Annotated in this window: 26 protein-coding genes, 1 tRNA gene, 1 pseudogene and 1 riboswitch; of the genes and pseudogenes, 9 read left to right on the top strand and 19 right to left on the bottom strand. The window is 71.9% G+C overall.

All coding sequences use genetic code 11. From position 1 onward, the window contains the following. Positions 1-17: 17 nt before the first annotated feature. From ACQUSR_RS21465 to ACQUSR_RS21455, 3 genes are all read right to left on the bottom strand, one after another. On the bottom strand, positions 18-551 hold the full coding sequence (locus tag ACQUSR_RS21465; protein ID WP_431044213.1) for a hypothetical protein: 534 nt from the start codon (positions 549-551) through the stop codon (positions 18-20). A gap of 85 nt (positions 552-636) precedes the next feature. Continuing rightward, positions 637-1,656: a hypothetical protein gene (locus ACQUSR_RS21460; protein WP_431044212.1), complete on the bottom strand. Its 1,020-nt coding sequence runs from the start codon at positions 1,654-1,656 to the stop codon at positions 637-639. A 374-nt stretch (positions 1,657-2,030) separates the two neighbouring features. After that, positions 2,031-3,272 (bottom strand): ROK family protein, encoded by a 1,242-nt coding sequence (locus ACQUSR_RS21455; protein WP_431044211.1) that lies wholly within the window; start codon positions 3,270-3,272, stop codon positions 2,031-2,033. Positions 3,273-3,328: 56 nt separating this feature from the next. On the opposite strand from ACQUSR_RS21455, the gene ACQUSR_RS21450 reads away from it, so the two are divergent. Then, a complete protein-coding gene (locus ACQUSR_RS21450) occupies positions 3,329-4,447 on the top strand; it encodes a Gfo/Idh/MocA family oxidoreductase (protein ID WP_431044210.1) in 1,119 nt (372 codons plus the stop codon). Positions 4,448-4,819: 372 nt separating this feature from the next. On the opposite strand, the gene ACQUSR_RS21445 is transcribed toward ACQUSR_RS21450, so the two are convergent. Further along, complete coding sequence (locus ACQUSR_RS21445) at positions 4,820-5,677, bottom strand: fumarylacetoacetate hydrolase family protein (protein WP_431044208.1); 858 nt, start codon at positions 5,675-5,677, stop codon at positions 4,820-4,822. Positions 5,678-6,195: 518 nt separating this feature from the next. Beyond that, positions 6,196-7,560, bottom strand: coding sequence for a DUF445 domain-containing protein (locus ACQUSR_RS21440; protein ID WP_431044207.1), 1,365 nt, complete (start codon positions 7,558-7,560; stop codon positions 6,196-6,198). 273 nt (positions 7,561-7,833) lie between these two features. Between ACQUSR_RS21440 and ACQUSR_RS21435 the strand changes: the two genes are divergently transcribed. Continuing rightward, the gene (locus tag ACQUSR_RS21435; RefSeq protein WP_431044206.1) at positions 7,834-9,141 is read left to right on the top strand and encodes an SGNH/GDSL hydrolase family protein; all 1,308 of its coding nucleotides are present in this window, start codon (positions 7,834-7,836) and stop codon (positions 9,139-9,141) included. A gap of 281 nt (positions 9,142-9,422) precedes the next feature. Here the strand turns inward: ACQUSR_RS21435 and ACQUSR_RS21430 are convergent, their stop codons facing one another. From ACQUSR_RS21430 to ACQUSR_RS21415, 4 genes are read right to left on the bottom strand one after another with little or no spacing between them, the layout of a single operon-like run. Further along, positions 9,423-10,076, bottom strand: a complete 654-nt coding sequence (locus ACQUSR_RS21430; RefSeq protein ID WP_431044205.1) for a DUF1707 SHOCT-like domain-containing protein — start codon at positions 10,074-10,076, stop codon at positions 9,423-9,425. A 10-nt stretch (positions 10,077-10,086) separates the two neighbouring features. Then, complete coding sequence (locus tag ACQUSR_RS21425) at positions 10,087-11,070, bottom strand: ABC transporter ATP-binding protein (protein ID WP_431044204.1); 984 nt, start codon at positions 11,068-11,070, stop codon at positions 10,087-10,089. Between the two features lie 20 nt (positions 11,071-11,090). After that, on the bottom strand, positions 11,091-11,855 hold the full coding sequence (locus ACQUSR_RS21420; RefSeq protein WP_431047754.1) for an ABC transporter permease: 765 nt from the start codon (positions 11,853-11,855) through the stop codon (positions 11,091-11,093). Positions 11,856-11,901: 46 nt separating this feature from the next. Continuing rightward, the gene (locus ACQUSR_RS21415) at positions 11,902-12,702 is read right to left on the bottom strand and encodes an ABC transporter permease (protein ID WP_431044203.1); all 801 of its coding nucleotides are present in this window, start codon (positions 12,700-12,702) and stop codon (positions 11,902-11,904) included. A gap of 263 nt (positions 12,703-12,965) precedes the next feature. Between ACQUSR_RS21415 and ACQUSR_RS21410 the strand changes: the two genes are divergently transcribed. Next, the gene (locus ACQUSR_RS21410; protein ID WP_431044202.1) at positions 12,966-15,701 is read left to right on the top strand and encodes a transglycosylase domain-containing protein; all 2,736 of its coding nucleotides are present in this window, start codon (positions 12,966-12,968) and stop codon (positions 15,699-15,701) included. A gap of 135 nt (positions 15,702-15,836) precedes the next feature. On the opposite strand, the gene ACQUSR_RS21405 is transcribed toward ACQUSR_RS21410, so the two are convergent. The 3 genes from ACQUSR_RS21405 to ACQUSR_RS21395 form a co-directional block, all read right to left on the bottom strand. Further along, entirely contained in the window at positions 15,837-16,157 is a 321-nt protein-coding gene (locus tag ACQUSR_RS21405; protein WP_431044201.1) for a DMT family transporter, read from the bottom strand. A gap of 31 nt (positions 16,158-16,188) precedes the next feature. Beyond that, positions 16,189-16,258, bottom strand: a riboswitch (guanidine-III (ykkC-III) riboswitch). A gap of 69 nt (positions 16,259-16,327) precedes the next feature. After that, positions 16,328-16,669: a GroES family chaperonin gene (locus tag ACQUSR_RS21400; protein WP_431044200.1), complete on the bottom strand. Its 342-nt coding sequence runs from the start codon at positions 16,667-16,669 to the stop codon at positions 16,328-16,330. 138 nt (positions 16,670-16,807) lie between these two features. Next, positions 16,808-17,128 (bottom strand): DUF3618 domain-containing protein, encoded by a 321-nt coding sequence (locus tag ACQUSR_RS21395; RefSeq protein WP_431044199.1) that lies wholly within the window; start codon positions 17,126-17,128, stop codon positions 16,808-16,810. 166 nt (positions 17,129-17,294) lie between these two features. Here ACQUSR_RS21395 and bcp point away from each other — a divergent pair, with 166 nt between their 5' ends. The 5 genes and pseudogenes from bcp (at position 17,295) to ACQUSR_RS21370 (ending at position 19,881) form a co-directional block, all read left to right on the top strand. After that, positions 17,295-17,762, top strand: coding sequence for a thioredoxin-dependent thiol peroxidase (gene bcp, locus ACQUSR_RS21390; protein WP_431044198.1), 468 nt, complete (start codon positions 17,295-17,297; stop codon positions 17,760-17,762). 549 nt (positions 17,763-18,311) lie between these two features. Beyond that, a complete protein-coding gene (locus ACQUSR_RS21385) occupies positions 18,312-18,902 on the top strand; it encodes an HNH endonuclease signature motif containing protein (RefSeq protein WP_431044197.1) in 591 nt (196 codons plus the stop codon). A 59-nt stretch (positions 18,903-18,961) separates the two neighbouring features. Beyond that, a tRNA-Leu gene (locus tag ACQUSR_RS21380) sits at positions 18,962-19,045 on the top strand. Between the two features lie 162 nt (positions 19,046-19,207). Beyond that, positions 19,208-19,603 (top strand): annotated as a pseudogene (locus tag ACQUSR_RS21375) (protein kinase domain-containing protein); the annotation flags it as partial. A 5-nt stretch (positions 19,604-19,608) separates the two neighbouring features. After that, complete coding sequence (locus tag ACQUSR_RS21370) at positions 19,609-19,881, top strand: hypothetical protein (protein ID WP_431044196.1); 273 nt, start codon at positions 19,609-19,611, stop codon at positions 19,879-19,881. Positions 19,882-19,957: 76 nt separating this feature from the next. Here the strand turns inward: ACQUSR_RS21370 and rdgB are convergent, their stop codons facing one another. The 4 genes from rdgB to ACQUSR_RS21350 form a co-directional block, all read right to left on the bottom strand. Then, complete coding sequence (gene rdgB / locus ACQUSR_RS21365; protein ID WP_431044195.1) at positions 19,958-20,563, bottom strand: RdgB/HAM1 family non-canonical purine NTP pyrophosphatase; 606 nt, start codon at positions 20,561-20,563, stop codon at positions 19,958-19,960. An 80-nt stretch (positions 20,564-20,643) separates the two neighbouring features. Then, complete coding sequence (locus tag ACQUSR_RS21360) at positions 20,644-21,048, bottom strand: hypothetical protein (protein ID WP_431044194.1); 405 nt, start codon at positions 21,046-21,048, stop codon at positions 20,644-20,646. A 122-nt stretch (positions 21,049-21,170) separates the two neighbouring features. Next, on the bottom strand, positions 21,171-21,902 hold the full coding sequence (gene rph, locus ACQUSR_RS21355) for a ribonuclease PH (RefSeq protein ID WP_431044193.1): 732 nt from the start codon (positions 21,900-21,902) through the stop codon (positions 21,171-21,173). Positions 21,903-22,032: 130 nt separating this feature from the next. Continuing rightward, entirely contained in the window at positions 22,033-22,266 is a 234-nt protein-coding gene (locus tag ACQUSR_RS21350; RefSeq protein ID WP_431044192.1) for a glucose PTS transporter subunit EIIB, read from the bottom strand. A gap of 260 nt (positions 22,267-22,526) precedes the next feature. On the opposite strand from ACQUSR_RS21350, the gene ACQUSR_RS21345 reads away from it, so the two are divergent. Further along, the gene (locus ACQUSR_RS21345) at positions 22,527-23,798 is read left to right on the top strand and encodes a PTS transporter subunit EIIC (RefSeq protein ID WP_431044191.1); all 1,272 of its coding nucleotides are present in this window, start codon (positions 22,527-22,529) and stop codon (positions 23,796-23,798) included. Between the two features lie 75 nt (positions 23,799-23,873). Here the strand turns inward: ACQUSR_RS21345 and ACQUSR_RS21340 are convergent, their stop codons facing one another. The 3 genes from ACQUSR_RS21340 to ACQUSR_RS21330 all read right to left on the bottom strand — a co-directional run bounded on the left by ACQUSR_RS21340 (position 23,874) and on the right by ACQUSR_RS21330 (position 26,056). Then, on the bottom strand, positions 23,874-24,626 hold the full coding sequence (locus ACQUSR_RS21340) for an MBL fold metallo-hydrolase (RefSeq protein WP_431044190.1): 753 nt from the start codon (positions 24,624-24,626) through the stop codon (positions 23,874-23,876). 196 nt (positions 24,627-24,822) lie between these two features. Then, entirely contained in the window at positions 24,823-25,773 is a 951-nt protein-coding gene (locus ACQUSR_RS21335; RefSeq protein WP_431044189.1) for a PLP-dependent cysteine synthase family protein, read from the bottom strand. Position 25,774: 1 nt separating this feature from the next. Next, entirely contained in the window at positions 25,775-26,056 is a 282-nt protein-coding gene (locus ACQUSR_RS21330) for a MoaD/ThiS family protein (RefSeq protein WP_431044188.1), read from the bottom strand. Between the last annotated feature and the right edge of the window lie 52 nt (positions 26,057-26,108).

The following is a 26,108-nucleotide window of genomic DNA, read 5'->3' as shown; positions in this document are numbered from 1 at the left end:
GATTCTAAGACGTCGCCTCATCCACGGGTCGGCGCGAGCCGCCATTCCCCGGAATGACCCGGCGGAAGCGCCAGGTCGCGCCGGACGGCCGCGTAGTACCGCTCACGTGCGTCGCGCTGGCGCTGGAGCAGGGCCGACCACGTTTCCGGGCTGTGGGTCTGCTCTCGTAGGAACGCTTCCATGTCCATCACGGCGACGACCCATTCGCGGGCCCTCTCCACCACGTCCAGGGCGCCGAGCATCAACAGCGCCTCCCCGGCCGGGTCCCGCGCGTCAGTGGCGGCGGCCAGGTGAGGCGCCGCCTCCTCGGGAGACAAGGGGTGCGGGTGAGGGTCGTTGCCGAGGTGGGCCGCGACCCGGTACGTCAGGGTGACGCTCTTCTTCAGCGACCTGGCGTAGTCGGCGTAGGCCGTCAGCCGCCGTTCCTCCCAACGGGCCGCCCGCTCGCGGCGGAAGCGGGCCTGATCGCCACGCATGATCGCCACGTACGACCCGAGGGCGCCGATCACCACGCCTATCAGGGCAGGGAGTTGTTGAATGAACGCGGACATGGCCCCACGCTATCTCGCGGAGGCGCACGCGATTCCCGACGCCAAGCGGCCTCAGCAAGCAGCCTAGCGGCGGAGAAGGAGAGCCTCAGCGGCGGAGGCGGCGGGCGCCCGCGACCAGTGCGGCTCCGGCCAGCAGGCACGCGGCACTGACCGCCGTCAGCGGCAGCAGAGCGCCTCGGTCCACGCGGTCCGGGCGGCCGGTGTCGGCGAGGGCGGGTGGGCTGCCGGCGAGCGGGTCGCCGCCGGGCGGTCTCCCGTCGGCGGGAGTCCCGGTCGCCTTGTCCTTGGCGGCTCCGGCGCCGCCGCCCGCGCTCCCGCCCTCCTTGCCCGGTTCCTTCCCCTGGCCCGTCGTCCGCTCCTTCCCTTGCCTCGTCCCCGGACCCTCGGTGATGCCGAAGGAGTAGTCGCGGGACTGGCCGACCCAGTCCCCGTCGTCGCCGCGGCGCTGCACCGTGGTGACGTTGGCGGTGACCTCACCGATCGGGGCGGTCGCGGTGAACCGGGACCGCAGCGCCACGGTGAGGGTCCGGCGCGGTGGTACGGAGAAGCCGGGGAAGCCGTCGCCCTCGAAGACCCCCACGTTCTCGTCCTCGTCGGTCGTCTCGAACCGCGCGGCCCGCCATCGGCCCGCCTGGACGTCGTAGAACTCAAGGCTGATGTGCTCGGGGCGCAGCTCGCGGTGCTCGTCGGCGAGCACGACGACGGGGTGGACGGCGCGGCACGCGGCGCGGGTGGTGTTGCGCAGTTCCAGGTGCCAGGCGCGCCAGTAGCCGCCGCGCGGGAAGTCGGCCGGTCCGTCGCGCAGCTCCGCGCGCAACGGGAACTCCGTACCGTCGCGGTCACCGCACACCGGGGCCGCAGACGAGGCGTCGGCGGCGGACGCCGACGCGGACGCGGGCGGAGGCACGGGGGTGGGTGCGGGGCCTGGGGCCGGGGCTGGTGCGGGGGCCGGGGCTGGTGCCGTCGCGACGGCGGGTACGGGCGCGTGGGCGGCGGCTTGCGCGTGGGCCGCCGCCGGGGACGGGGCGGACGGTGACGACGGGAGGGGCGCGAGCGCGGCCACGGCCGCGGCGGCACAGACGGCGGGGGCGCTGGGCAGACGCATGACGAACCTTTGCTGCCGTGCTTTCCGGGCTGTCTGAGTCCTTCCCCGCCCGGGCGGGGATGCCCGGGCCCGACCGGTGATGCCCTCCGACTGGCCGTCAGGATCCCCCTCGATCAGCCCAGTTTCGGGCCCTCCTGGAGTCCTCGGACTCCCCGACTCCGCGGGCTCCCGGACTCGCGGACTCCCGGGCTCCTCGGGCTCTCGGTTTCCCCGACCTCCGGGCTCCACGGGCTCCCGGGCTCCACGGGCCCCCGATTTCCCCAGGCCCCGGGCCCCACGCGCTCCCGGTTCCGCGGGCCCCGGGCCCCACGCGCTCCCGGCTTCCCCGGCCCCCGGGCTCCACGGGCCCCCGGTTTCCCCCGGTCTTCGCGGTCCTACCGGTCTTCGCGGTCCTCCCGGCCCCGCCGCATCCGGCGGGCGAACAGCGGCGCGAGGACCAGTTGAGCAGCGCCCTCCACGACCGCCCGCCCGCCGTGCCCGGCCACCGCCACCGGTACCGCCGGGCCACCGCGCCGCGCCGCCTCCTCGGTCAGCGCCTCGCGGACTCCGCGCAGATACGGCCCGGGGGCGGCCAGCACGGTCCGGCCGCCCAGCAGGACGCGGTCGATGTCGAGCAGCCGTACGAGATTGGCCGCGCCGACGCCGAGCAGCCGCGCGGCCTGCGCCGTGTCGCCGTTCGCGGCCGCCGCCAGGCAGAGCGCCTCGATACAGCCCCGGTTGCCGCAGCCGCAGCGCGGCCCGTCCAACTGGATCACCTGATGGCCGAACTCCCCCGCGTCGGTGCGCGCGCCCCGGTACACCCCGCCGCCCAGCACCAGCCCCGCGCCCAGTCCCGTCCCCAGGTGCAGATACGCGAACGACTCGGCGGCGCCCGGTACGTCGGCCGCGCGCAGGGCGAGGCCGAGCGCGGCGGCGTTGGTGTCCTTGTCGAGGACGACGGGGAGGCCGAGCCGTTCGGCGAGCGCGTCGCGCAGCGGGTAGCCGTCCCAGTCGGGAAAGCCGGTGACGCGGCGCAGTACCCCGGAGGCGTGGTCGAGGGGGCCGGGAGCGGCGACCCCGACCCCGAGCACGGCCCCGGTCGTACCTTCGCCTGCGTCCCCCAGGTCCCTCGCACCCCTCGCATCCCCTGCGTCCCGTACATCCCTCGCGCCCCGCGCGCCCCCCGCGTCCCTCACATCCCCCGCATCCCCCGCGAGCAGCGCCGTGACCTCCGCCACCGCCGCGTCCAGGACCGCCTCCGCGCCCGCGCCCAGGTCGAGTGGGGTCTCGCGGACGGCCAGCGGCTCGCCCGTGAGGTCGGTGCGCACCGCCGTCAGCCGGTCGCGGTCCAGGTGGAGACCCACGGCACCGCGCGCCCCGCGCACAAGCCGCAGGACCGTGCGCGGCTTACCGCCCGTGGAGGGGCGGTGGCCGGCCTCGGCGATCAGGCCGTCCGCCCGCAGCCGCGCCGTGATCTTGCTGACGGCCTGCGGGGTGAGCCCGGTGTGTTCGGCGAGCTCCAGCCTGCTCGCCCCCTCGTCGCCCGCGTCGCGGAGCAGGCCGAGGACGAGCGCGGCGTTGTGGCCGCGCAGAACGGTCAGGTTGGCGCCGAGGCCGCCGTCGTAAGGGTGCCGCACCCCTCCATTGTCCCCGCCGCTTGCGCTTAGGCAACGCTGTTGCCAAAGTGGAGGTCATGGATGGCACCCATGACGCCCCTGACACCCGCCGCACTGCCGCGGGTCCCCTCCGCGTCGGGCTGATCGGCTACGGCCTCGCGGGCTCCGTCTTCCACGCCCCGCTGATCGCGGCCACCGACGGTCTCGTCCTCGACACCGTCGTCACCGGCGACCCCGAGCGGCAGCGGCGGGCCGCCGGCGAGTACCCGCGCGTGCGGTGCGCGGCGTCGCCCGACGAGCTGTGGGCCCGGGCGGCCGAGCTCGACCTGATCGTCATCGCCTCCCCCAACCGCACCCACGTCCCGCTCGCCCGTACCGCCCTGGAGGCGGGGCTGCCGGTCGTCGTGGACAAGCCGCTGGCCGCGACGGCGGCGGAGGCGGAGGGGCTGGCCGCGCTCGCCGACGAGCGCGGGTTGCTGCTGAGCGTCTTCCAGAACCGCCGCTGGGACAACGACTTCCGCACCGTCCGGCGGCTCCTGGCCGACGGCACGCTCGGCGACGTGCACCGGTTCGAGTCGCGGTTCGAGCGCTGGCGGCCCGCTCTCAAGGGCGGCTGGCGGGAGTCCGGCGACCCGGCCGAGGTCGGGGGGCTCCTGTACGACCTGGGCAGCCACCTCGTCGACCAGGCGCTCACCCTCTTCGGCCCGGCCGCCTCCGTGTACGCCGAGGTCGACGTACGCCGCCGGGGCGCCGCGGCCGACGACGACACGTTCATCGCCCTCACGCACACCGGCGGCGTCCGCAGCCATCTGTGGATGAGCGCCACCGCCGCCCAGCTGGGCCCCCGTTTCCGGGTGCTGGGCAGCGAGGCGGCGTACGTGAAGTACGGTCTCGACCCGCAGGAGGCGGCGCTCCGGGAGGGCGCGCGGCCCGGCGGCGACCGCCCATGGGGGGTGGAGCCGGAGTCCGCGTGGGGCCGCGTGGGGTCCGGGGAGGCGGGCGAGCCGGTGGCCACCCTGCCCGGGGACTACCCGGCGTACTACGCGGCCGTCGCCGCCGCGCTGCGCGAGGGCGGCGAACCGCCGGTGACGGCCGCCGAGGCCGCCGCCGCGCTGCGGGTCCTGGAGGCGGCTCGCGTCTCCGCCGCGGAAGGCCGCACGGTCCACCTCGCCTCCCCGCCCCACCGGGCCTCCTGACCTGCCACCAGGCCTCCTGACCTGCGCGGGCCGCCGGGACCCCCGCCCGGCCGGCCCGCGCAGAGCGAGGAGGTCCGGCTGCGCCCCTCCTGCAGCCGGACCTCCTCGCCCTCCCCCACACGGCCCGGGCGCCACACGGCCCGGTGACCCGCACGGCCCGGTGACCCGCACAGCCCGGCGCCCCGCACGGCCCAGTGCCCGTACAGCCCGGCGCCCCGCACGCAACAGGACCGCTCCGCCGAGCCCCCCGGCATCACGGAACCGTCCCCACCGCGAGCGCACCAGGCCAGACCCGCCTCGTGCGCAACGGGCCCGCGTGGCGCGCGACGCGTATCGCACGCGGCGCCGGGAAGTCGGGAGCGGGCCGGGCCCCTACGCCGGCTTCAGCTCCTGGCGCTGACGGCCCAGGCCCTCGATCTCCAGCTCCACCACGTCACCGGCCCGCAGATACGGCTTGGGGTCCGGGTGGCCCATCGCGACCCCCGCCGGAGTACCGGTGTTGATCACATCGCCCGGATACAGCGTCATGAACTGGCTGACGTACCGCACCACCTGAGCCACCGGGAAGATCTGATCGGCCGTCGTGCCGTCCTGCCTCAGCTCGCCGTTCACCCACAGCCGCAGCCCCAGCGCCTGCGGGTCCGGGATCTCGTCCGCCGTCACCAGCCACGGGCCCAGCGGGTTGAACGTCTCGCAGTTCTTGCCCTTGTCCCACTGCCCGCCGCGCTCGATCTGGAACTCCCGTTCCGACACGTCGTGCGCGACCGTGTACCCGGCCACCGCCGCCAGCGCCGCCTCGTCCGAGGCCAGGTAGCGCGCCGTGCGGCCGATGACGACCGCCAGCTCCACCTCCCAGTCGGTCTTCTCGCTGCCGCGCGGCACCAGCACCGTGTCGTCCGGGCCGACGACCGTGTCCGGGGCCTTCATGAACAGGATCGGCTCCCCGGGGATCGCGGCACCGGTCTCGGCCGCGTGGTCGTGGTAGTTCAGCCCGATGCACACGATCTTGCCGATACGGGCCACCGGCGGCCCGATCCGCAACCCCGCCGCGTCCCGTTCCGGCAGCTCACCGGCGTCGGCGGCGGTCCGGATCCGGTCGAGCGCGGCCCGGTCGGCGAGGAGTGCGCCGTCGATGTCCTGGGCCAGCCCCGACAGGTCGCGCAGGACCCCTGACGAGTCCAGCAGCGCCGGGCGCTCCGCCCCCGCCGGTCCGACACGCAGCAGCTTCATCTGACCCAACTCCCGTGGTCGAGGACAACGGTCCAGGGGGACGGCTCCCAGACTCCGAGTTGTTCGATCCTCCAAGAATCCGGTCCACTCCACAAGACCTCGTTCACATACTGGACCGTCATTTAAGCGGTGGAGCATTCGCGGAATTTATTGACAAATCGGTCTAGCCAGGCAAGGCGGACGGAGTTACTCTCTTAGTAAGCCTGTGGGGCGAGCGAGGGAGCTTGACCAGGAGATGGCGCCGTGAGGCTTCGGTCTCGGTGACGAACGCCGTCGAATGATTAGGCTGAGAGGCCAGAAGGTTGGGAGACCGGATGGCGACCTCCATTACCTGATTCGGACAATGCCGGCGAAGGAAGCCCACCTCGCAGGCGCTGACGTACCCGCGAGGTACCCGAAGCCCAGGTCCATGACCTGGGCTTCTCCGTATGCCCGGCCCGTCGGCCCGTATGCCCGGCCCGTCCGTACGCGGCATGCCCTGCCCGTCGGCCCGCATGCCCCGCCCGTCCGTACGCGGCTCACGCCCCCAGCCCGTGCGCGACCGCGTAGATGCACAGCCCCGCCAGCGCGCCGACGACCGTGCCGTTGATCCGGATGAACTGCAGATCCCGCCCGATGTGGGCCTCGATCTTCCGCGAGGTGTGCTCCGCGTCCCAGCTCGCGACCGTGTCGGTGATCAGCGAGGTGATCTCGTCGCGGTAGGTGGTGACCACATAGACCGCCGCGTCCTCCAGCCAGCCGTCGACCTTGGCCCGCAGCCGCTCGTCCGTCGACATCCGGGCGCCCAGCGACAGGATCGCGGCGCGGACCCGCAGCCTGAGTTGGCTGCGCTCGTCCTCCGCGGCCGCCACGATCATGCTCCGTACGGCGCCCCAGGCCGAGGCGATCAGGTCCTGCACCTCGCCGCGGCCCAGCAACTCCGACTTCAGCCGCTCCACGCGGGCCCGGGTGTCGGGGTCGGTCCGCAGATCACCGGCGAAGTCGGCGAGGAACCGGTCGACCGCGCCGCGCGCCGGGTGGTCGGGCATGTCCCGCATCTCGGTGACGAAGCGCAGCAGCTCCTTGTAGACGCGCTCGCCGACCTTGCGGTCCACGAACCGCGGCGTCCAGCCCGGGGCGCCGCCCGTCACGGCGTCCATCACGGAGTCGCTGTGCAGCACCAGCCAGTCATGGGCCCGTACGCACACCAGGTCCACGACCCGGTGGTGGCCGCCGTCCGCGACGACCTTGTCCAGCAGGGTGCCCAGGCCCGGCGCGACCTCCTGCGCGTCCGCGCGGCGGGTGATGGCCTCGCCGACCACGGCCTGGACATCGGAGTCACGCAGCACGGTGAGCGCGCCGCGCACCGCGGTGGCGAGCTCCGCGGTGACCCGGTCCGCGTGCGCGGGCTCGGCGAGCCAGCCGCCCAGCCGGGTGCCGATGCCGACGGCGCGCAGCCGCGACCGGATCACATCGCCGGACAGGAAGTTCTCGCCGACGAACTCGCCGAGGTTGGTCCCGAGCTGGTCCTTCTTCGTCGGGATGATCGCGGTGTGCGGGATGGGCAGCCCCATCGGGCGCCGGAACAGGGCGGTCACGGCGAACCAGTCCGCCAGCGCGCCGACCATCCCGGCCTCGGCGGCGGCCGCCACATAGCCCGCCCAGCCGCCGGCACCGGCGTTGTCCGCCCACGTGGCCGCGGCGAACACCACGGCGACGGCCACGAGCAGTCCGGTCGCGAAGGTCTTCATCCGGCGCACCCCGCGCCGCCGTTCCTCGTCCACGGGGCTGTCGGCCGCGAGCCCGCCGCCCGGGAAGCCGGCACCGGCGGACGCGTCGCCGCCCCTCCGCGGCCACGGCCGCTCAGGGGCCCCGTCCGTATTCGTCGGTTCCATCCGCTCCACCCGGTCGCGCCGTCCCCTCCTGCATTGTCCCCGCCTGCCCTACTCCGGAGCGGTTCCGTAAGTTCCCGCGTCGTATCGGCCGTGTCACAGACCGGACGGCACACCGGCCCGTGCGACGTCCCGCCACCCGTGCATGGGATCATGGAGGGCCGATCGGACGGCACCGGCGCCGCCGAACGTGTGTGAGGTCCGAACCGCACGTCCCGCCCCGTCCCTCGCGGAGCTCTCAGCCCCGCCTGCCCCAGGAGTCACCCGCACATGAGCGTGCCCCCGATGCCCAGACGCACGGCGTTCGCCGTGCTCGCTGCGCTGACGGCCGTGGTGGTCCTCGTCTCGACAGCGATATACCTCTTCGTGGACCGCGGAGACGACGACGTCGACACCCCCGCGCGCCCCGGCCGCGGCTCGGTGGCCCCCGCCGCCGCGGGCACCTGGGTGGGCACCTGGAGTACCTCCGCGGCCGCGGCCGAACCGCGCACCTACGACGGTCTCGCGGACTGGTCGATACGGAACGTCGTGCGCACCAGCATCGGCGGCACAAGCGTCCGGATCCACCTGTCGAACCTCTACAGCGCCCGCCCGCTGACGGTCACCCACGCCTCGGTGGCCCTCGCCGCCGCGCCCAGCAACCCGAGCGCGGCGTTCGGCACCATGCGCCGCCTCACCTTCGGCGACCGCACCTCGGTGACCATCCCGGCCGGCCAGTCGGTGGTCAGCGACCCGGCGCGGCTGACCGTGCCCCCCGCCGCCGACCTGCTGGTCACCACGTACTCCCCCACCCCCTCCGGCTTGGTCACCTACCACCCGCACGCCCGTCAGACCTCGTACCTGGCGCACGGTGACCACACCGAGGACAGCAACGGAGTGGCCTACACCCAGCAGAGCCCGTACTGGCGGTACGTCACCGCCGTGGACGTGTGGAGCAAGGAGGCCCAGGGCGCGGTCGCCGTCCTCGGCGACTCCATCACCGACGGCATCACCTCCACCGCGGGCGCCAACCGGCGCTGGACGGACTTCCTCGCCAACCGGCTCCGCGACGAGCCCGGCGCCCCCCGCTACGGCGTGCTCAACCAGGGCATCAGCGGGAACCGGGTGCTCACCGATGGCACCCGGTTCCCGCCCAACAACCCCAGCGGGCTGTCCCGGTTCGAGCGCGACGTCCTGCGGCGTACGGGAGTGAAGGCCGTCGTCATCGAGCTGGGCGTCAACGACATCCTGCGCAACCCGCACGAGACCGACGCGGAGCAGATCGTGGCCGGGCTGCGGCGGCTGACCCAGCAGGCCCACCAGAGCGGACTGCGCGTCATCGGCGCCACCTTGACCCCGTTCCACGGCCACCGCGGCTTCACGCCCGCGCTGAACGCCGTACGGGAGCGGGTGAACCAGCAGATAAGGGCCGGGAAGGTCTTCGACGCCGTGGTGGACTTCGACGGGGCGCTGCGCGACCCGGCCGCCCCGCAGCGGCTGCGTCCGAAGTACGACTCGGGCGACCATCTGCACCCGAGTGACGCCGGCTACCGGGCGATGGCGCAGGCCCTGGACCTGGACCAGCTCAAGGGCACCGCCGCGGCCGCGCTCTAGGCCTCTGGGCGAAGGCCTCCGGGCCGCTGCGCGCGGAACCGGGGGCCGGGCCTCCGGGCCGGACTCCTGGGGCCGGGGGTTTCCGTGCCGGGCTCCTGGGGGCCGAGGGTCTCCGGGCCGGGCCCCGGGCCGGACTCCTGGGGGCCGAGGGTCTCCGGGCCGGGCCCCGGGCCGGACTCCTGGGGGCCGAGGGTCTCCGGGCCGGGCCCCGGGCCGGTCCCCGGGCCGGAGCCCCAGGGGGCCGGGCCTCCGGTGCCGGAGGCTCCTGACCGGCCCGCCGGTCACAGCTCCTTGCGCTGCGCCTTCTCCTCCTTGCGCCGCGCCTTGAGCGCCTTGCGTTCCCCCTTGCGCAGCTTCCGCTGGATGCCCACGCTGCCGCACAGCGCGAGGCCGGTGACCGTCACGCGGGGCGCGCCGGGCTGCCCGGGGCCGACCGCCCGGTGGTCGAATCCGCCCGCCACTCCGACGCCGGTGACGTGCACCTCGACCTCCGGCGGCACTGTCACCCGGACCCCGCCCATGACGGCGACGCAGCGGATGACCACGTCGCGGTCCTCGAACCGGGCCTCCCTCAGGTCGATCTCACCGCCGCCCAGGAACGTGAAGGAGGTGAAGCGGCGCGGCACCACCCAGTTGCCCTTGCGCTCGAAGCCGCCCAGCACGGCCACACCGGCCTTGGAGGTGGGGCGGTGGCCGATCCGGACGACCCAGAACGGGTCGGTCCGGGGCTCGGGGACCGCGACCCGGCCGGACGCGGGGAGGTCCCGCACCAGCGGCGCCAACTCGCCGTGCGTACGGGCCCGGTACGCGGCGTCCAGCCGCTCCTCGAACTCCTCCATGGTCAGCCGGCCCTCGGCGACGGCGTCCCGCAGGGCGTCGGCGACCCGCTCACGCTCGGCGTCGGAGGCCCGCAGGTCGGGGAGGTCGTCGGTCATGGCCGTCAGCCTAGCGAGCTTCCGCGTACATCCTCGCGATCACATCCTCGATGTCCGGCTCGCGTAGCGAGAGGTCGACCAGCGGGTAGCCGTCGGCCACCGCGGCGACGACGGGCGCCGCGCTGGCCGTGGCCGGGAACGCCAGCCACTGCCGGGGCCCTTCCACCCGCACCGTCCGCGCGCCGGGCACCTCGATGGGCGCCAGCTCGCGCTCCAGGTCCACGACGAGGGTCCGTTCGCTCCCGCCCACCGCGTGCAGCCCGTCGAGCCCGCCGTCGTAGACCAGCCGCCCGTGGTCGATGACCATCACCCGCCGGCACAACTGCTCGATGTCGGTCAGGTCGTGGGTGGTGAGCAGGACGGTCGTGCCCAGCTCGGCGTTCACCTCGCGCAGGAACGCCCGCACCCTCGCCTTGCTGACGACGTCCAGCCCGATGGTCGGCTCGTCCAGGTACAGCACCTCGGGGTCGTGCAGCAGGGCGGCGGCGATGTCGCCGCGCATCCGCTGCCCGAGCGAGAGCTGACGCACCGGCACCGGGAGCAGCTCGCCCAGGTCCAGCAGCTCCACGCACCGGTCGAGGTTCTCCCGGAACCGCGCTTCCGGGACCCGGTACATCCGCCGCACCAGCGCGTAGGAGTCGCGCAGCGGCAGGTCCCACCACAGGGTCGTGCGCTGGCCGAAGACCACGCCGATACGGTGCGCGAGCCGGGCGCGGTCGCGTGCGGGGTCGACCCCGGCCACCCGCAGCCGTCCGCCGCTGGGCACCAGAATGCCGGTCAGCATCTTGATGGTGGTGGACTTCCCGGCGCCGTTCGGGCCGATGTAGCCGACCATCTCGCCGCGCGGCACCCGGAAGCTGATGCCGTCCACGGCCCGCACCTCGCGCCGCTCACGGCGCAGCAGGCCCGCCCGGCGCCGTACCGCGAAGACCTTCTCGACCCGGTCGAGTTCGATGAATCCGGCCTCGTCCACCTTCATCTCCTCCCTCTTCATCTCCTCCCTGTCCCTCCCGCTCAGCTTCCCGTGCTCCGGTACGTGCGCAGCCCCGCCCGCCACGCCAGCCCGGCCGGCACGCAGCACGCGGCCGCGACCAGCGGCGCGGCGAGGCCGATCCAGCCCGGGAGCCCGATCGGGTTGGGGCGGTCCAGGATGTACAGCGCGGGCAGCCAGTTGACGAAGGCCAGCGGGACGAGGAAGGTGACGGCCCGCAGCAGTTCGCGAGTGAAGACGGTGGGCGGGTACTGGAGCAGGGTGGTCCCGCCGTACGTGAACGAGTTCTGCACCTCGCAGGCGTCGTTGGCCCAGAACTGGAAGGCCGCGCCCGCCACGAACACCGCCCCGAAGATCACGGCGCCGCTGAGCACCATCACGGGCAGGAGCAGCAGCCGGTCCCAGGTCCAGTCGGCGTCGAGCCGGGGCAGCGACCAGCCGAGCAGCACCAGCCCCTGGATGATCCGCCCCACTCTGCGCAGCGCGAAGCGGTCGGCGGCGACCTGCGCCAGAATCGGCACGGGCCGTACCAGCAGGATGTCCATCGTGCCGTCCCGCACCCGGCGGCCGACCCGGTCCATACTGCCGAGCATCAGGTCGGTGAGGCCGAACGCGGTGCTGCTGGTGCCGTAGAGGAAGGCCACCTCGGCCAGTCCGAACCCGCCCAGGGCGTCCACGTGAGAGAACATCAGGGCGATCACCACGAAGTCGAGAGCGGTGACGGCGAGGTTCCCCAGCGTCGTGATCACGAAGGAGGTGCGGTACGTCATCGTGGAGCGCACCCACATCCCCACGATCAGGACGTACCCGCGGACGCCGTCGTACAGCCGCGATTCAGCCACCCTGGACCACCACCTTCCGGGTCGCGCCGTACTGCAGCGCGCGCCCGGCGGCCAGCAGCACCAGCGCCCAGCAGGCCTGGAAGGCGAAGGCCCCCACCAGGGCGGGGCCGTGGCGTTCGCCCAGCAGCACATCGACGGGGACCTGCAGGATCGCGGCCCAGGGAAGCACGTCGGCCAGTTCACCGAGCAGTCCGGGGAAGACGTTGAGCGGCAGCACCATGCCCGAGAAGAACATCGCCAGGATGTGGCTGACCGTGTTGATCCCGGCCCCGTCGAGCAGCCAGAAGGCGGTCAGCGCGACCAGATAGCGCACCGCGAAGCTGACCAGCAGGCCGAGGGCGACCGCCACCGCGAAGTACAGCCACGTCAGCGGGGCGGTGGGCAGGGCGAGTTCGAAGGCCAACGCGCCGCACGCCACCGGCAGCAGGCCCCGGCCCAGCAGCTGGAACAGCGCGCGGCCCATGTCTCCGGCCAGCCACCACAGTTGGAGGTCGACGGGCCGGTAGAGGTCGACGGCGATGTCGCCGGAGCGGATGCGCTCCTGCAACTCGACCTCGAAGCCGCCGCCCATCACGGCGGTGGCGGCCAGCAGCCCCTGGCCGAGCCAGACGAAGGTCAGCGCCTGGGACAGGTCGTAGCCCCCGAGATGAGGCCTCTGGTCCCACAAGGCGATATACGTGTAGGCGACGATGAAGCCGAAGACGGTGTTGGTGAACACCCCTGCCGCCGTGGCCACCCGGTAGGTCGCGTAGCGTCTGAAGCCGCTCACCGCGACGGCCGCGTACAGCCGCATCCGACGGCCCCTCCCTGCGTCCGGACACTAAAGCTCGGGAGCTTATTCGGCGGGCGGAACAGGAGCCAGGGAATTTTCACTCGATGGTGTGACGAAAATCATCCGTCCAGCCGGTCACAGAGCTGTCACGGGTGCGCGCCACGGCCTCGGCCCGGAACGGATGATGCGACAGTGTTTTATGGGGCGTACCACGCGAATCGCCCGCCACGCCACCATTCCGCCGCGGTGCAACCTTTGACGGCGGCCGAGGAGTCTCAGGAGACATGAGCGACGAGCCCCAAAAGCAGGAACCCCCACAGCCGAAGGACGGAAGCGAGACCGCTTCCGGTTCCACATCCGGCTCTGTTTCCGGTTCCGGTTCCGGTTCCCCTTCCGGCAAGGGTTCCCGCTCCGGTCCCACCTGGGCCCCCCGGGACGATGACGCGGACGGCGCGGCCACGGACGGCGCAGCCACGGGCGGCAAGAAGGACGAGCCCGCCAAGGACGCCAAGCCGGCGAAGAAGGACGGGCCCGCCAAGAAGGACGAGCCCGTGAAGGGCGGCAAGCTCGCCAAGGAGGGCAAGCAGGCCAAGGCCGGCAAGGCCCCCGACGCCACGGCCGCCTCGCCTGCCGCCGCCACCAGCAGCGGCACGGGCACCGGCCCGGCCGTCGTGGTCCCGGTCGACGCGGCGGGCCCGGACGCCAAGGTCCCGGACGCCAAGGTCCCGGATGCGCCGGAGCCGGTGTCCTCGGCGGCAGACGCCAAGGACGCGGGCAAGGCCAAGAAGACCAAGAAGAAGCGGCCGAAGCGCAAGGGCTGGCGCCGGCTGTTCCCGACCTGGCGCATGGTGCTGGGCGGCTTCCTGCTGATCGTGCTGCTCATCATGGGCGCCCTGGTCACCGGGTACATGCTCGTCGACATTCCCCCGGCGAACGCGGCGGCCACCGCGCAGAGCAACGTCTACCTGTACTCCGACGGCACCGTGCTGGCCCGCGACGGCAAGGTCAACCGGGAGAAGGTCCAGCTCAGCCAGGTGCCCAAGAACGCCCAGCGCGCGGTGCTGGCCGCCGAGGACCGGGACTTCTACTCCGAGTCGGCGATCAACCCGACGGCGATGATCCGGGCCGGCTGGAACACCGCCACCGGCAAGGGCAAGCAGTCCGGCTCCACCATCACCCAGCAGTACGTGAAGAACTACTACCTGGACCAGGAGCAGACGCTCACCCGCAAGGCCAAGGAGTTCTTCATCGCGATCAAGCTGGATCGCGAGGTGAGCAAGGACGACATCCTCGAGGGCTATCTGAACACCAGCTACTTCGGCCGCAACGCCTACGGCATCCAGGCCGCGGCCCAGGCGTACTACAGCAAGGACGTCGACGAGATCAGCACCGCCCAGGCGGCGTATCTGGCGACCCTGCTCAACGCCCCCAGCGCGTACGACGTCGTCGCCTACCCGCAGAACAAGGCCAAGGCCGTCGCCCGCTGGAACTACGTACTCGACGGCATGGTGCAGGAAGGCTGGCTGGAGAAGGCCGAGCGGGCGAAGATGACCTTCCCCACCCCCGGCAACATCAAGCCGCAGTCGGCCATGTCGGGGCAGCGCGGCTATCTCGTCGAGGCCGTGAAGAACTACCTCACCAGCAACGACATCATCGACGAGCAGACGCTGCGGCGCGGCGGCTACCGGATCACCACCACCATCGACCGGAAGAAGCAGGGCGCCTTCGTCGACGCGGTCCAGGGCCAGCTGATGAGCAAGCTCAGCAAGGACCGCAAGGTCGACAAGTACGTGCGGGCCGGCGGCGCCTCCATCGACCCGAAGACGGGCCAGGTCGTCGCGCTCTACGGCGGCATCGACTACACCAAGCAGTACGTGAACAACGCCACCCGGCGCGACTACCAGGTCGGCTCCACGTTCAAGCCGCTGGTGTTCACCTCGGCGGTGGAGAACGGCTCCACCACCCAGAGCGGCCAGAAGATCACCCCGAACACGGTCTTCGACGGCACCAACAAGCGGTCGGTCACCGGCTGGAGCGGCGGCCCGTACGCCCCGGAGAACGAGGACGGCCACAGCTACGGCCCGATCACGGTCACGCAGGCCACCGACAAGTCCGTCAACTCCGTCTACGCCCAGATGGCCGTGGACGTCGGGCCGGACAAGGTCAAGGACACCGCCGTCGCCCTCGGCATCCCCAAGGACACCCCGGACCTCAACCCCTACCCGTCCATCGCGCTCGGTCCCGCGACCGCGAGCGTGCTGGACATGACCGAGGCGTACGCGACGCTGGCCAACCACGGCAAGCACGGCAAGTACACCCTGGTCACGAAGATCACCAAGGACGGCCAGAACATCGACCTGCCGGGCCAGGGCGAGGTGAAGCAGGCGGTGCCCCGCACCGCCGCCGACACCACGACCTCGATCCTGCAGAGCGTGGTCGAGTCCCCCGGCGGCACCGGGTTCGCCGCCCGGGCGGCCGGGCGACCGGCAGCGGGCAAGACGGGCACCGCGGAGGAGGACAAGGCCGCCTGGTTCGCGGGCTACACCCCGGATCTGGCCACCGTGGTCGCGGTGATGGGCCAGGACTCCAACACGGGTGTGCAGCAGCCCCTGTACGGCGCCACGGGGCTGCCCCGGATCAACGGCGGCGGCTACCCGGCCGAGATCTGGGCCGCGTACACCGCCGACGCGCTGAAGGGGAAGCCGGCGACGGAGTTCGATCTGGAGACGGAGGACGGCGCGCAGCCCCCGCAGCTGCCGCCGGCCGGAACCCAGCCGCCCGCCACCACGCCCCCGCCCGCCACCAATGTGCCGCCGACGACGATCCCGCCGACGACGCCCCCGACCATCCCGCCGACGGTTGTCCCGCCGACCATCCCGCCGACCGAGCCGACCTTCACCCCGCCGCCGGACTTCCCGGCGGGCGGCGGGACGGGCGGCGACCCCGGCGGCGGAGACGAGGGCGGCGTGAACGGTGACCCCGGTGGCCCGGGCGGCTTCGACGGCGGCACGATGGGGTAGCGCGCTGCGCATCGGTCCTGGGGGCGCCACAGGCGCTGCCAGGACCGGTGCGCGCCGGCCCCAAGGCCGGTGCGCGCCAGTCCCAGGACCGGTGCACGCCAGGGCCAGGACCGGTGCGTGCCAGGCCCCAGGGCGCTAGTGGGCGGAGGTCATCTTCAGGCCCACCACGGCCACCAGCAGCAGGACCACGAAGAACACGCGCGCGGCGGTGAACGGCTCCCCGAGCACCAGCATGCCGAGCACCGCCGCACCGGCCGCGCCGATGCCGACCCACACTCCGTAGGCGGTGCCGATCGGCAGGGTCTTGGCGGCGTACGACAGCAGCAGCATGCTCGCGGCGATGCCCGCGCCGGTGAGGACGCTGGGCCACAGCCGGGTGAAACCATCGGTGAACTTCATCCCGATCGACCAGCCGACCTCCAGCAGACCGGCGACGATGAGCAGGACCCAGGCCATGGCGGCACCTCCGTGTACAGGGATCTACAGGGGTGCGTCGTCTTGGCATGACCCGGTACGGCGCGTCTCGTCGGGATGTCCTCGACCGTAGCAAAGACGACGAAAGAGGGTGGTGACCCGAGTCACCACCCTCTTTTCGCGGATTTTGGCTGGTCGCCGAGCCCAGGGCGCTACAGATACAGCCCGGTGGAGTCCTCCGACCCCTCCAGCCGCTCGGCCGCGACCGCGTGCAGGTCCCGCTCGCGCATCAGCACGTACGCCACTCCGCGGACCTCGACCTCGGCACGGTCCTCGGGGTCGTACAGCACCCGGTCGCCCACCTCCACGGTCCGGACGTTCTGCCCGACCGCCACCACCTCGGCCCAGGCCAGCCGCCTGCCGACCGCCGCGGTGGCCGGGATCACGATGCCGCCGGTCGAGCGGCGCTCTCCCTCGGGGATGTCGGTACGGACCAGCACCCGGTCGTGCAGCATCCGGATGGGCAGCTTGTCATGGGAGGTGTTCGCGCTCACGCAACGACCGTACCTGGCCGGGCGGCACGCCCGCGCCACAGGGCCCGCACTGCGGCGGCGGTCACCCGTGCGCGACGTACCGCGATCACCCCCTGCGACGAACGTACGGCGGTCACCCCTTGCGGCGACGTACGGCGGTCACCCCTTGCGGCGGCGTACGGAGACCCGGAACAGGCCGACGACCCCGACCACCACGAGCGCGACCGGGACGATGCGCTCCAGACGCGGCGAACCGTCCTCCGCGACCATCTGGCCACGCGCGGTGGCCGCCATGCGACGGCAGGCCTCGCAGGCCCGCCCGGCGGTCCGATCCACGGCCGACGCCGCCTTCGCCCTGGCATCGCCGATGATCGTCTTCGGGTGGATCCGCACCCCGATCTCGTCGAGCGTCACGGCGAGCTGCTGCCGCCTGCCGGCGATGTCCGCCTCGATCTGCGCAGGGGTCCTGGCATCCGACACCGCGCTGCCTCCGTCACAAGTCTGTCGATCCCGATCGGTCCGTGGTGGACAGTCTGTCAGTTCCGTCCTCGACGTGCCCCACAGCACCCCCGTTTGCCCCTCCTGGTTAATGTCGGTACGTAGCCACCGCGATGACGCGATCACCGCATCCTCGGAAAGAGAGCCCATGAGCGAGCGACTCCAGCCCGGCGACACCGCCCCGGCGTTCACCCTGCCCGACGCGGACGGCAAGCAGATCTCACTGGCCGACCACGCCGGCCGCAAGGTGATCGTCTACTTCTACCCGGCCGCCCTCACCCCGGGCTGCACCAAGCAGGCCTGCGACTTCACCGACAACCTCGACTTCCTCGCCGGACACGGCTACGACGTCATCGGCATCTCGCCGGACAAGCCGGAGAAGCTGGCGAAGTTCCGCGAGCAGGAGGAGCTGAAGGTGACGCTGCTCGGCGACCCCGACAAGGCGGTGCTGGCGGCGTACGGCGCGTTCGGGGAGAAGAAGCTGTACGGCAAGACCGTGACGGGCGTGATCCGCTCCACGGTCATCGTGGACGAGGAGGGCAAGGTCGAGCGGGCCCTGTACAACGTCAAGGCGACCGGCCACGTGGCGAAGGTCATCAAGGACCTCGGCCTCTGATCGGCCTTCGGCCCCACACCCCCGCGAGGTCCCGCGCCCGGTGGCGCGGGACCTCGCCGCGTTCCGGGCGTGACCGTCTGACCGCAGGTTCGTTACTCAGTGCGAGGCTGCGACACGCGGCCGAGCAGGGAGGGGGACCGATGCCTGACCCTTACGAGCGGGACGAGCTGGCTACGGCCGTCGCCGGGGCGGAAGGCTGGGCGGACCTGATGCGGCGCCTCGGCGTCAAGGAAAGCGGCGGCCGACGACGCGCCCTCCAGCGCGCGGTAGCCGAGCACGGTCTCGACACCGGCCACTTCAAGCGGCGGAGTCCGTGGCGCATATACCCCGGACGCGGAGATCGCCGCGGCCGCCGCCTCCTCCACGAGCCTCTGCGAGGTCGCGATCAAGCTCGGCGCCCGACCCGCCACGGGCACGCTTTCGCATATCCGGCGCCGGATAGCCGCAGCAGGAATCGACACCCGCCACTTCCCCGGTATTGACCGCCCGCGACTCGACCTGCCGTTCACCGCGGAGGAGCTCGCGGCCGCCGCGGCCAAGGCGAGCAGCATGCGCGGGGTAGCGCGCGAACTCGGCGTCCCCGACGACGGAAGGTCCCGCGCGGCGCTTGGCCGCATGCTGCGTGAACAGCACGTCGACACGTGCCACTTCACCCACTCACGCATCGTTCTCGCAGACGGCGACCTCCGAGCGGCGATCCGCCAGGGCACGAGCTACGCCGACGTCATGCGAGGGTTGGGGCTCGCCGTGAACGACGCCAATCATCGCCGCGTCCAGAGACGTGCGAGCCAACTCGGCCTTGACACCTCGCACTTCAAACGGAAGAGCAGGCGGGCAGCCGAGTGCCCTCCCGAACGCCTCGCCAGGGCGGTGCTGCGGATACACCCCGAGGGCTCCCCCCGCGTCAACCGCGAAAGGCTCCACCGGGCTCTCCGCGGCATCGGGGTCCCATATCGGTGCGAATCATGCGGAAACGTCGGCGAGTGGCGCGGCAAGTCGATCACTCTGCAGATTGACCACATCAACGGCGACTGGCTCGACAACCGCCAGGAGAATCTGCGCTACCTCTGCCCGAACTGCCACGCGACGACGGATACGTGGTGCCGAAAACGCAGACGAGGTCGCCGGACCGGCGCGTAGCGCCCGGCTGCCTGCCGCCCCAGCGGCCAACCGATACGATGGTGCGTGGCTGACGCCTCGCGGCCGTGGTGGAACTGGCAGTCACGCTGGGTTTAGGTCCCAGTGGGGTAACACCCGTGAGGGTTCGAGTCCCTCCGGCCGCACCGCTCAGAGGCGCGACACCCCACTGGTGTCGCGCCTCTGATGTCTCCGGCCGCCTCTCAAGAGCACCGGAATCGCTGTGGTCCCGCCCCTCCGCGCAGTAGGTTCGATGGGCTGCCGGTCAACAGCGTGACTCCAGTCCTGGGAGAGGGGGAGAGCCACGGGTGCGCCGGGGAGAGAAAGTCGGCAAGTACCGGCTCACAGAGGGTCCCGTCAACGGAGGCAGAGGTGAGGTCTGGTTCGCCGTCGACGAGGAGCTGGGCCGGCCCGTCGTCCTCAAACGGGCGTTATACGGGGACGACGGCCAGGCGGCCTTCGACGAGTTGATGGCCGAGGCCCACGCGCTGGCGAGGTTCAGCCATCCGAACGTGGTCACCCTGTACGGCCCCGAGCACCACGCCGAGGGCGGCGACGTCACGCTCTGGCTGGTGATGGAGCACGTGTCCGGCGGGAGTCTGGACGGGCGGTCGAAGCTGGCTCCGAGGCTCGCGGCCCACATAGGGGCGCAGATCGCGCACGCGCTGGCCGCCCTGCACGCCGGTCCAGCACCACCAGCGACATCGAGGTGGAACTCCGGTTCAACCGGCCCGGATTCGCGGACACGGACGACAGCCGCGGCACCAGGCTCCACGGGCGCCGGGCCGTCGTCCTGCCGGACTACGACGGCGAGGGGACGTGCACCGTCCAGGTGGCAGGTCCTTCGTACACCGGCGAGGGCGGGCGGAAGGCGTTCGAGTCGGTGCAGCTCAGCGTCCGCGGGGCGCGCTCGAAGGACCGGCCGTGCGCCATGGCGACCGGCCTCACCCGCTCGGCCGCCGAGGCGCTGCCGTCCACCTGACCGCAACGGTGGCCCACCGCCTGACCGCACCGGTGGCTCTACCGCGCGAACGTGGCGGTGGGCGCCGTGCGGTACCTCAGCGGGTGACCATTTCGCGGATCACCGGGACCAGCGCGCGGAACGCCTTGCCCCGGTGGCTGATCGCGTTCTTCTCCTCCGGCGTCAGTTCGGCGCAGGTCCGCGACTCGCCCAGCGGCTGGAGGATCGGGTCGTAGCCGAAGCCGCCGGACCCCGCGGGCGTGTGCCGCAGCGTGCCCTCCAGCCGGCCTTCGACGACGCGCTCCCGGCCGTCCGGCAGCGCGAGCGCCGCGGCGCACGCGAAGTGCGCGGCCCTGTGTTCGTCGGCGATGTCCTGGAGTTGGGCCAGCAGCAGGTCCAGGTTGGCCTTGTCGTCGCCGTGCCGGCCGGCCCAGCGGGCGGAGAGGATGCCGGGCGCACCGCCCAGCACGGCCACGCACAGACCGGAGTCGTCGGCGACCGCCGGGAGTCCGGTGGCACGGGCGAGGGTGCGGGCCTTCAGCGCCGCGTTCTCGGCGAAGGTGACGCCGGTCTCCCGCACATCCGGGATCTCGGGGTAGGCGTCGGCGCCGACGAGTTCGAGGTCGAGTCCGGCGTCGGCGAGGATCGCGCGCAGCTCGGCGACCTTGTTGGCGTTGCGGGTGGCGAGGATGAGACGGGTCATGAGGCCCGATTATCCGGGACGCGCGGCCGCGTCCCGGATCCGGAGGTGGGGCAGTCGCCGCCGAAGCCCACGGGGAGCGATCAGCCCGGGGTGCAGACGTCGGTCAGCTCGCCGACCGCGTCCTTGACCGGCGAGAGGTCGGGCTTGTCGCCCTTGTCGATGGACGCCTGCGCGTTGTCCACGGCCTTCTGCAGATCGTCGACGGCCTTGCTGACGTCGGCGTTGTCGGTCCTGTCCTTGAGCTTGTCGATGTCCTTCTCGAAGTTGTCGAGGATCTTGTCGGCTTCTCCGGGGTCGACCGCGGCATCGACCAGCGAGTCCTGGAGGTTCTCGAAGTCGTTGGAGATCTCGATGGCGAGCCGGCCGCAGTCGACGGCCTTGCGTACGCTGTCGCAGCCGGTGCTGAGCGTCGCCCCCAGGACAAGCGCCGCGGCGGCGAGTGCGGTGGCGGTGGTGCGGCGGTGCCGAAGATGGCGCACGGTCATCAACTGGTTCCTCCCCATCGGATGCGGAAGACCGGGCGCGCGGTCAAGATCGCGCGCCGGCTTCCCTGCCTGCCTATAGGAACGCACGGAGCCCGTCCCAGGTTGATCGCCCCCCGCGGCGGCTAGCGCGTCGTGGCGAGCGCCTCACGCTGAAGTGCGGCGAGCCGGTCGCAGCCCGCCACGGCCAGGTCCAGCAGTCCGTCGAGCTCCTGGCGGGCGAACGGCTCGCCCTCGGCGGTGCCCTGGACCTCGACGAAGCGGCCGTCGCCGGTGCAGACGACGTTCATGTCGGTCTCGGCGCGCACGTCCTCCTCGTAGCACAGGTCCAGCAGCGGTACGCCGTCGACGATGCCCACGCTGACCGCGGCGACGGTGCCGGTGATGGGCTGCCGGCCGGCCTTGACGAGCTTCTTGCCCTGGGCCCAGGCGATGGCGTCGGCGAGGGCGACGTAGGCGCCGGTGATGGCCGCGGTGCGGGTGCCGCCGTCGGCCTGCAGGACGTCGCAGTCGAGGACGATGGTGTTCTCGCCGAGGGCCTTGAAGTCGATCACGGCGCGCAGCGAGCGGCCGATGAGCCGGGAGATCTCGTGGGTGCGGCCGCCGATCTTGCCGCGGACGGACTCGCGGTCGCCGCGGGTGTTGGTGGCGCGCGGCAGCATGGCGTACTCGGCGGTGACCCAGCCCTCGCCGCTGCCCTTGCGCCATCGCGGCACGCCTTCGGTGACGCTGGCGGTGCACAGCACGCGGGTGCCCCCGAAGGAGATGAGGACGGAGCCCTCGGCGTGCATGCTCCAGCCGCGCTCGATGGTCACCGGGCGGAGCTGTTCGGGAGTACGGCCGTCGATACGAGACATGGGATGAGCCTATCGGCTGCGCGAGGGGCGCGAAGGGCCCCGCTCCAGACCGGAGCGGGGCCCTTCGGGTGCGTCAGCGCCGTGGTGGGCGCGGTACGCGGTGGCTCACGTCATATCTTTTGTGCGTCGCTCACATCATGTCTTCGATCTCGGCGGCGATCGGGTCGGCGTCGGTGCCGATGACGACCTGGACGGCGGTGCCCATCTTCACCACGCCGTGCGCTCCGGCGGCCTTCAGCGCGGCCTCGTTGACCAGATCGGCGTCGTGGACCTCGGTGCGGAGGCGGGTGATGCAGCCCTCGATCTCGTCGATGTTGTCGATACCGCCGAGCCCCTCGACGATCTTCTCAGCCTTGCTGGCCATGGCCCACTCCTGTTGTCTCGACCCTGCGGAGATACCGACGAACGGTTTTCACACGTTAACCACGATCATCCGGGGCCGCTCTCCGAGCAGGGCCTTCCCCCGGACCGACGGCCATGTGGTCCAGGCCACATGAAACCATGGAACCGCGGATTCCTTCGACGGATACCTCCGTGCTACAACAGGTCTACACCACTAGGTGGTGTAGACCAAAAGCGGGCTGTTCCCCACCAGCGAGTGCCCGCCTCACCAGGAGGAATCCGATGAGTACGGACACCGCGACGGCGGCCCCGGAGAAGAAGGGCCGCGGCTCCAGCGTGATGGCCGTCGCCCAGCGCATCGGCCGCAGCCTGATGCTGCCCATCGCCACCCTGCCCGCCGCGGCTCTCATGGTCCGCCTCGGCCAGGATGACATGCTCGGCAAGGAGTCGCTCCCGGCGTTCCTGAACAAGATCGCCGAGTTCATGGCGGCCGGCGGCGGTGCGCTGCTGGACAACATGCCGCTGCTGTTCGCCGTCGGTATCGCCATCGGGTTCGCCAAGAAGGCGGACGGCTCGACCGCGCTCGCCGCCGTCGTCGGCTACCTCGTCTTCAGCAAGGTACTGGGCACCTTCACCGACGACAATCTGCCGAAGATCCAGCAGGTCGAGGACGGCAAGATCGTCGAGGTCTCCGCGCCGGTCAACGCCGGCGTCCTCGGTGGCGTCGTGATCGGCCTCGTCGTCGCCCTGCTCTACCAGCGGTACCACCGCAAGAAGCTCCCGGACTGGCTGGGCTTCTTCGGCGGCCGCCGCCTGGTCCCGATCCTCGCGGCCTTCGCGGGGCTGTTCATCGGCGTCATCTTCGGCTACATCTGGCCGGTCCTGGGCTCGGGTCTGCACAACTTCGGTGAATGGCTGGTCGGCTCGGGTGCCGTCGGCGCGGGCATCTTCGGTGTCGCCAACCGGGCGCTGATCCCCGTCGGCATGCACCACCTGCTCAACTCGTTCCCGTGGCTCCAGGCCGGTGAGTTCGAGGGCAAGCACGGCGACATCGCCCGCTTCCTCCAGGGCGACCCGGACGCCGGCCAGTTCATGACCGGCTTCTTCCCGATCATGATGTTCGCGCTGCCGGCCGCCTGCCTGGCCATCGTCCACTGCGCCCGCCCCGAGCGGCGCAAGGTCGTCGGCGGCATGATGTTCTCCATCGCGCTCACCGCCTTCGTCACCGGTGTGACCGAGCCGATCGAGTTCACCTTCATGTTCATCGCCCCGGTGCTCTACGCGATCCACGCCGTCCTGACGGGTGTCTCGCTGGCGCTGACCTGGGCCCTGGGCATGAAGGACGGCTTCGGTTTCTCGGCCGGCGCCATCGACTTCGTGCTCAACCTCGGTATCGCGACCAAGCCGTGGCTGCTGGTGGTCGTCGGCCTGTGTTTCGCGGCGCTGTACTACGCGATCTTCCGGTTCGCGATCGTCAAGTTCAACATTCCGACGCCGGGCCGCGAGTCCGACGAGGAGATCGCTGAGCAGGACAAGGCCCAGTACAAGGCCTGACGGCGCACAGCACATGGGAAGGGGCCCCGAACCCGTCGGTTCGGGGCCCCTTCCCGTGCGTACGGGCAACCGCCGCTACACCTCGTAGACCGCGCCCGCCTTCGCCAGCTCCACCGGGCCGTCGAAGACCTCCTGCGCGTCCCGCTGATTGACCTGCGGATCGGTCCACGGCGGGATGTGGGTCAGCAGCAGGGTGCGCACCCCCGCGGCCCGGGCGTGCTCGCCCGCCTGGCGGCCGTTGAGGTGCAGATCCGGGATGTCCTCCTTGCCGTGCGTGAACGCGGCCTCGCACAGGAACAGATCGGCGCCCGCGGCCAGCTCGGTCAGGGCCTGGCAGGGGCCGGTGTCCCCGGAGTAGACCAGGGTGCGGCCACCGTGCTCGATCCGGAAGCCGAACGCCTCCACCGGGTGGCGGACCCGGGCGGTGCGCACCGTGAACGGGCCCACGGTGAACGTAGCGGGTGTCAGGGTCCGGAAGTCGAAGACCTCGCCCATGCAGGTGTCGTCCGGTACGTCGTCGTAGGCCCGCAGCAGCCGGCGCTCGGTGCCCTCCGGCCCGTAGACCGGGATGGCATCCGCGCGGCCGCCGTCGAACCGGTAGTAGCGGGCCACGAAATAGGCGCACATGTCGATGCAGTGGTCGGGGTGCAGATGCGACAGCATGACGGCGTCGAGGTCGTACAGACCGCAGTGGCGCTGCAGCTCGCCCAGGGCGCCGTTGCCCATGTCGAGCAGCAGCCGGAAGCCGTCTGCCTCGACGAGGTAGCTCGAACAGGCCGACTCCGCGGACGGGAACGACCCCGAGCATCCGACGACGGTGAGCTTCATGGAGCAGGAACCTCCTTGGGGGTCCCTGTGCCGAGGGCCAGGGGCGGGATCCGGGGGTCATGCGGTGCCCACGAGCGTAAGGCGCGAAAGCCCAGGTCGCTCCTCCACGAGCCTGCGTTGTGGCTGGAATCACCAGGACGGCCGGACCCTCCGCAGAGGGTCCGGCCGTAAGCCTCGGGGGGTCAGCGGCGGGCGGCTACGCCCACAGCTGCCCGTGCAGCGTCTCGATGGCCTCTTCCGTGGTGGCCGCCGTGTAGACGCCGGTGGAGAGGTACTTCCAGCCGCCGTCGGCGACGACGAAGACCACGTCGGCGCGCTGCCCCGCCTTGACCGCCTTGCGCGCCACCCCGAGCGCGGCGTGCAGCGCGGCCCCCGTGGAGACCCCCGCGAAGATGCCTTCCTGGGCGAGCAGTTCACGGGTGCGTGCCACCGCGTCCTCGGAGCCCACCGAGAACCGGGTGGTGAGCACCGACTCGTCGTACAGCTCGGGGACGAAGCCCTCGTCCAGGTTGCGCAGGCCGTAGACGACGTCGTCGTAGCGCGGCTCGGCGGCGACGATCTGGATGCCGGGCACGTGCTCGCGCAGATAGCGGCCGACGCCCATCAGGGTGCCGGTGGTGCCCAGGCCCGCCACGAAATGGGTGATGGAGGGCAGGTCGGCGAGGATCTCCGGGCCGGTCGTGGCGTAGTGCGCGCCGGCATTGTCCGGGTTGCCGTACTGGTAGAGCATCACCCAGTCCGGGTGCTCGGCGGCCAGCTCCTTGGCCACCCGGACCGCCGTGTTGGAGCCGCCGGCCGCGGGCGAGGAGATGATCTCCGCGCCCCACATGGCGAGCAGCTGGCGGCGCTCCTGGCTGGTGTTCTCCGGCATGACGCACACGATGCGGTAGCCCTTGAGCTTGGCCGCCATGGCGAGCGAGATGCCGGTGTTCCCGCTGGTCGGCTCCAGGATGGTGCTGCCGGGAGCCAACCGGCCGTCCTTCTCGGCCTGTTCGATCATGTGGAGCGCAGGGCGGTCCTTGACCGAGCCGGTGGGGTTGCGGTCCTCCAGCTTCGCCCACACCGAGACCTCGGAGGAGGGTGAGAGCCGGGGCAGCCGGACGAGCGGCGTGTTGCCGACCGCGGCCAGCGGGCTGTCGTAGCGCATGTCAGCGCGCTCCTCCGGCCACGGCGGGCAGGATCGTGACGGTGTCGCCGTCGGAGAGCTCGGTGGTGATGCCGGCGAGGAAGCGCACGTCTTCGTCGTTGAGGTACACGTTCACGAAGCGGCGCAGCTCGCCGCTGCCGTCGATCAACCGCTCCTGAATGCCCTGGTGGCGCGTTTCGAGGTCGGCGAAGAGCTCGCTGAGCGTGCTGCCGCTGCCGTCGACGGCCTTCTGGCCGCCGGTGAAGGTGCGGAGGATGGTCGGGATACGGACCTCGATGGCCATGTAGGGCTCCTGGCTCCTGTCGGAATGCGGGGCTGTTGTCGGCGGGCCCGTC

The organism is Streptomyces sp. P1-3 (assembly GCF_050613155.1).
Lineage (GTDB): Bacteria > Actinomycetota > Actinomycetes > Streptomycetales > Streptomycetaceae > Streptomyces.
The sequence above is the reverse complement of the archived record's forward strand: the minus strand, read 5'-3'. Positions and strand labels throughout refer to the sequence as shown.

What these genes read in the sequence shown, in the direction of transcription:
- bcp (WP_431044198.1), top strand. Translation starts at nt 17,295, where the DNA reads ATGAGCGAGCGACTCCAGCCCGGCGACACCGCCCCGGCGTTCACCCTG.
- ACQUSR_RS21425 (WP_431044204.1), bottom strand. Translation starts at nt 11,070, where the DNA reads ATGAAGAGGGAGGAGATGAAGGTGGACGAGGCCGGATTCATCGAACTC.
- rph (WP_431044193.1), bottom strand. Translation starts at nt 21,902, where the DNA reads ATGTCTCGTATCGACGGCCGTACTCCCGAACAGCTCCGCCCGGTGACC.
- ACQUSR_RS21430 (WP_431044205.1), bottom strand. Translation starts at nt 10,076, where the DNA reads ATGACCGACGACCTCCCCGACCTGCGGGCCTCCGACGCCGAGCGTGAG.
- ACQUSR_RS21410 (WP_431044202.1), top strand. Translation starts at nt 12,966, where the DNA reads ATGAGCGACGAGCCCCAAAAGCAGGAACCCCCACAGCCGAAGGACGGA.
- ACQUSR_RS21340 (WP_431044190.1), bottom strand. Translation starts at nt 24,626, where the DNA reads ATGAAGCTCACCGTCGTCGGATGCTCGGGGTCGTTCCCGTCCGCGGAG.
- ACQUSR_RS21460 (WP_431044212.1), bottom strand. Translation starts at nt 1,656, where the DNA reads ATGCGTCTGCCCAGCGCCCCCGCCGTCTGTGCCGCCGCGGCCGTGGCC.
- ACQUSR_RS21445 (WP_431044208.1), bottom strand. Translation starts at nt 5,677, where the DNA reads ATGAAGCTGCTGCGTGTCGGACCGGCGGGGGCGGAGCGCCCGGCGCTG.
- ACQUSR_RS21405 (WP_431044201.1), bottom strand. Translation starts at nt 16,157, where the DNA reads ATGGCCTGGGTCCTGCTCATCGTCGCCGGTCTGCTGGAGGTCGGCTGG.
- ACQUSR_RS21330 (WP_431044188.1), bottom strand. Translation starts at nt 26,056, where the DNA reads ATGGCCATCGAGGTCCGTATCCCGACCATCCTCCGCACCTTCACCGGC.
- ACQUSR_RS21450 (WP_431044210.1), top strand. Translation starts at nt 3,329, where the DNA reads ATGGATGGCACCCATGACGCCCCTGACACCCGCCGCACTGCCGCGGGT.
- ACQUSR_RS21465 (WP_431044213.1), bottom strand. Translation starts at nt 551, where the DNA reads ATGTCCGCGTTCATTCAACAACTCCCTGCCCTGATAGGCGTGGTGATC.
- ACQUSR_RS21335 (WP_431044189.1), bottom strand. Translation starts at nt 25,773, where the DNA reads ATGCGCTACGACAGCCCGCTGGCCGCGGTCGGCAACACGCCGCTCGTC.
- ACQUSR_RS21350 (WP_431044192.1), bottom strand. Translation starts at nt 22,266, where the DNA reads ATGGCCAGCAAGGCTGAGAAGATCGTCGAGGGGCTCGGCGGTATCGAC.
- ACQUSR_RS21385 (WP_431044197.1), top strand. Translation starts at nt 18,312, where the DNA reads ATGCGCGGGGTAGCGCGCGAACTCGGCGTCCCCGACGACGGAAGGTCC.
- rdgB (WP_431044195.1), bottom strand. Translation starts at nt 20,563, where the DNA reads ATGACCCGTCTCATCCTCGCCACCCGCAACGCCAACAAGGTCGCCGAG.
- ACQUSR_RS21420 (WP_431047754.1), bottom strand. Translation starts at nt 11,855, where the DNA reads ATGTGGGTGCGCTCCACGATGACGTACCGCACCTCCTTCGTGATCACG.
- ACQUSR_RS21345 (WP_431044191.1), top strand. Translation starts at nt 22,527, where the DNA reads ATGAGTACGGACACCGCGACGGCGGCCCCGGAGAAGAAGGGCCGCGGC.
- ACQUSR_RS21435 (WP_431044206.1), top strand. Translation starts at nt 7,834, where the DNA reads ATGCCCAGACGCACGGCGTTCGCCGTGCTCGCTGCGCTGACGGCCGTG.
- ACQUSR_RS21415 (WP_431044203.1), bottom strand. Translation starts at nt 12,702, where the DNA reads ATGCGGCTGTACGCGGCCGTCGCGGTGAGCGGCTTCAGACGCTACGCG.
- ACQUSR_RS21360 (WP_431044194.1), bottom strand. Translation starts at nt 21,048, where the DNA reads ATGACCGTGCGCCATCTTCGGCACCGCCGCACCACCGCCACCGCACTC.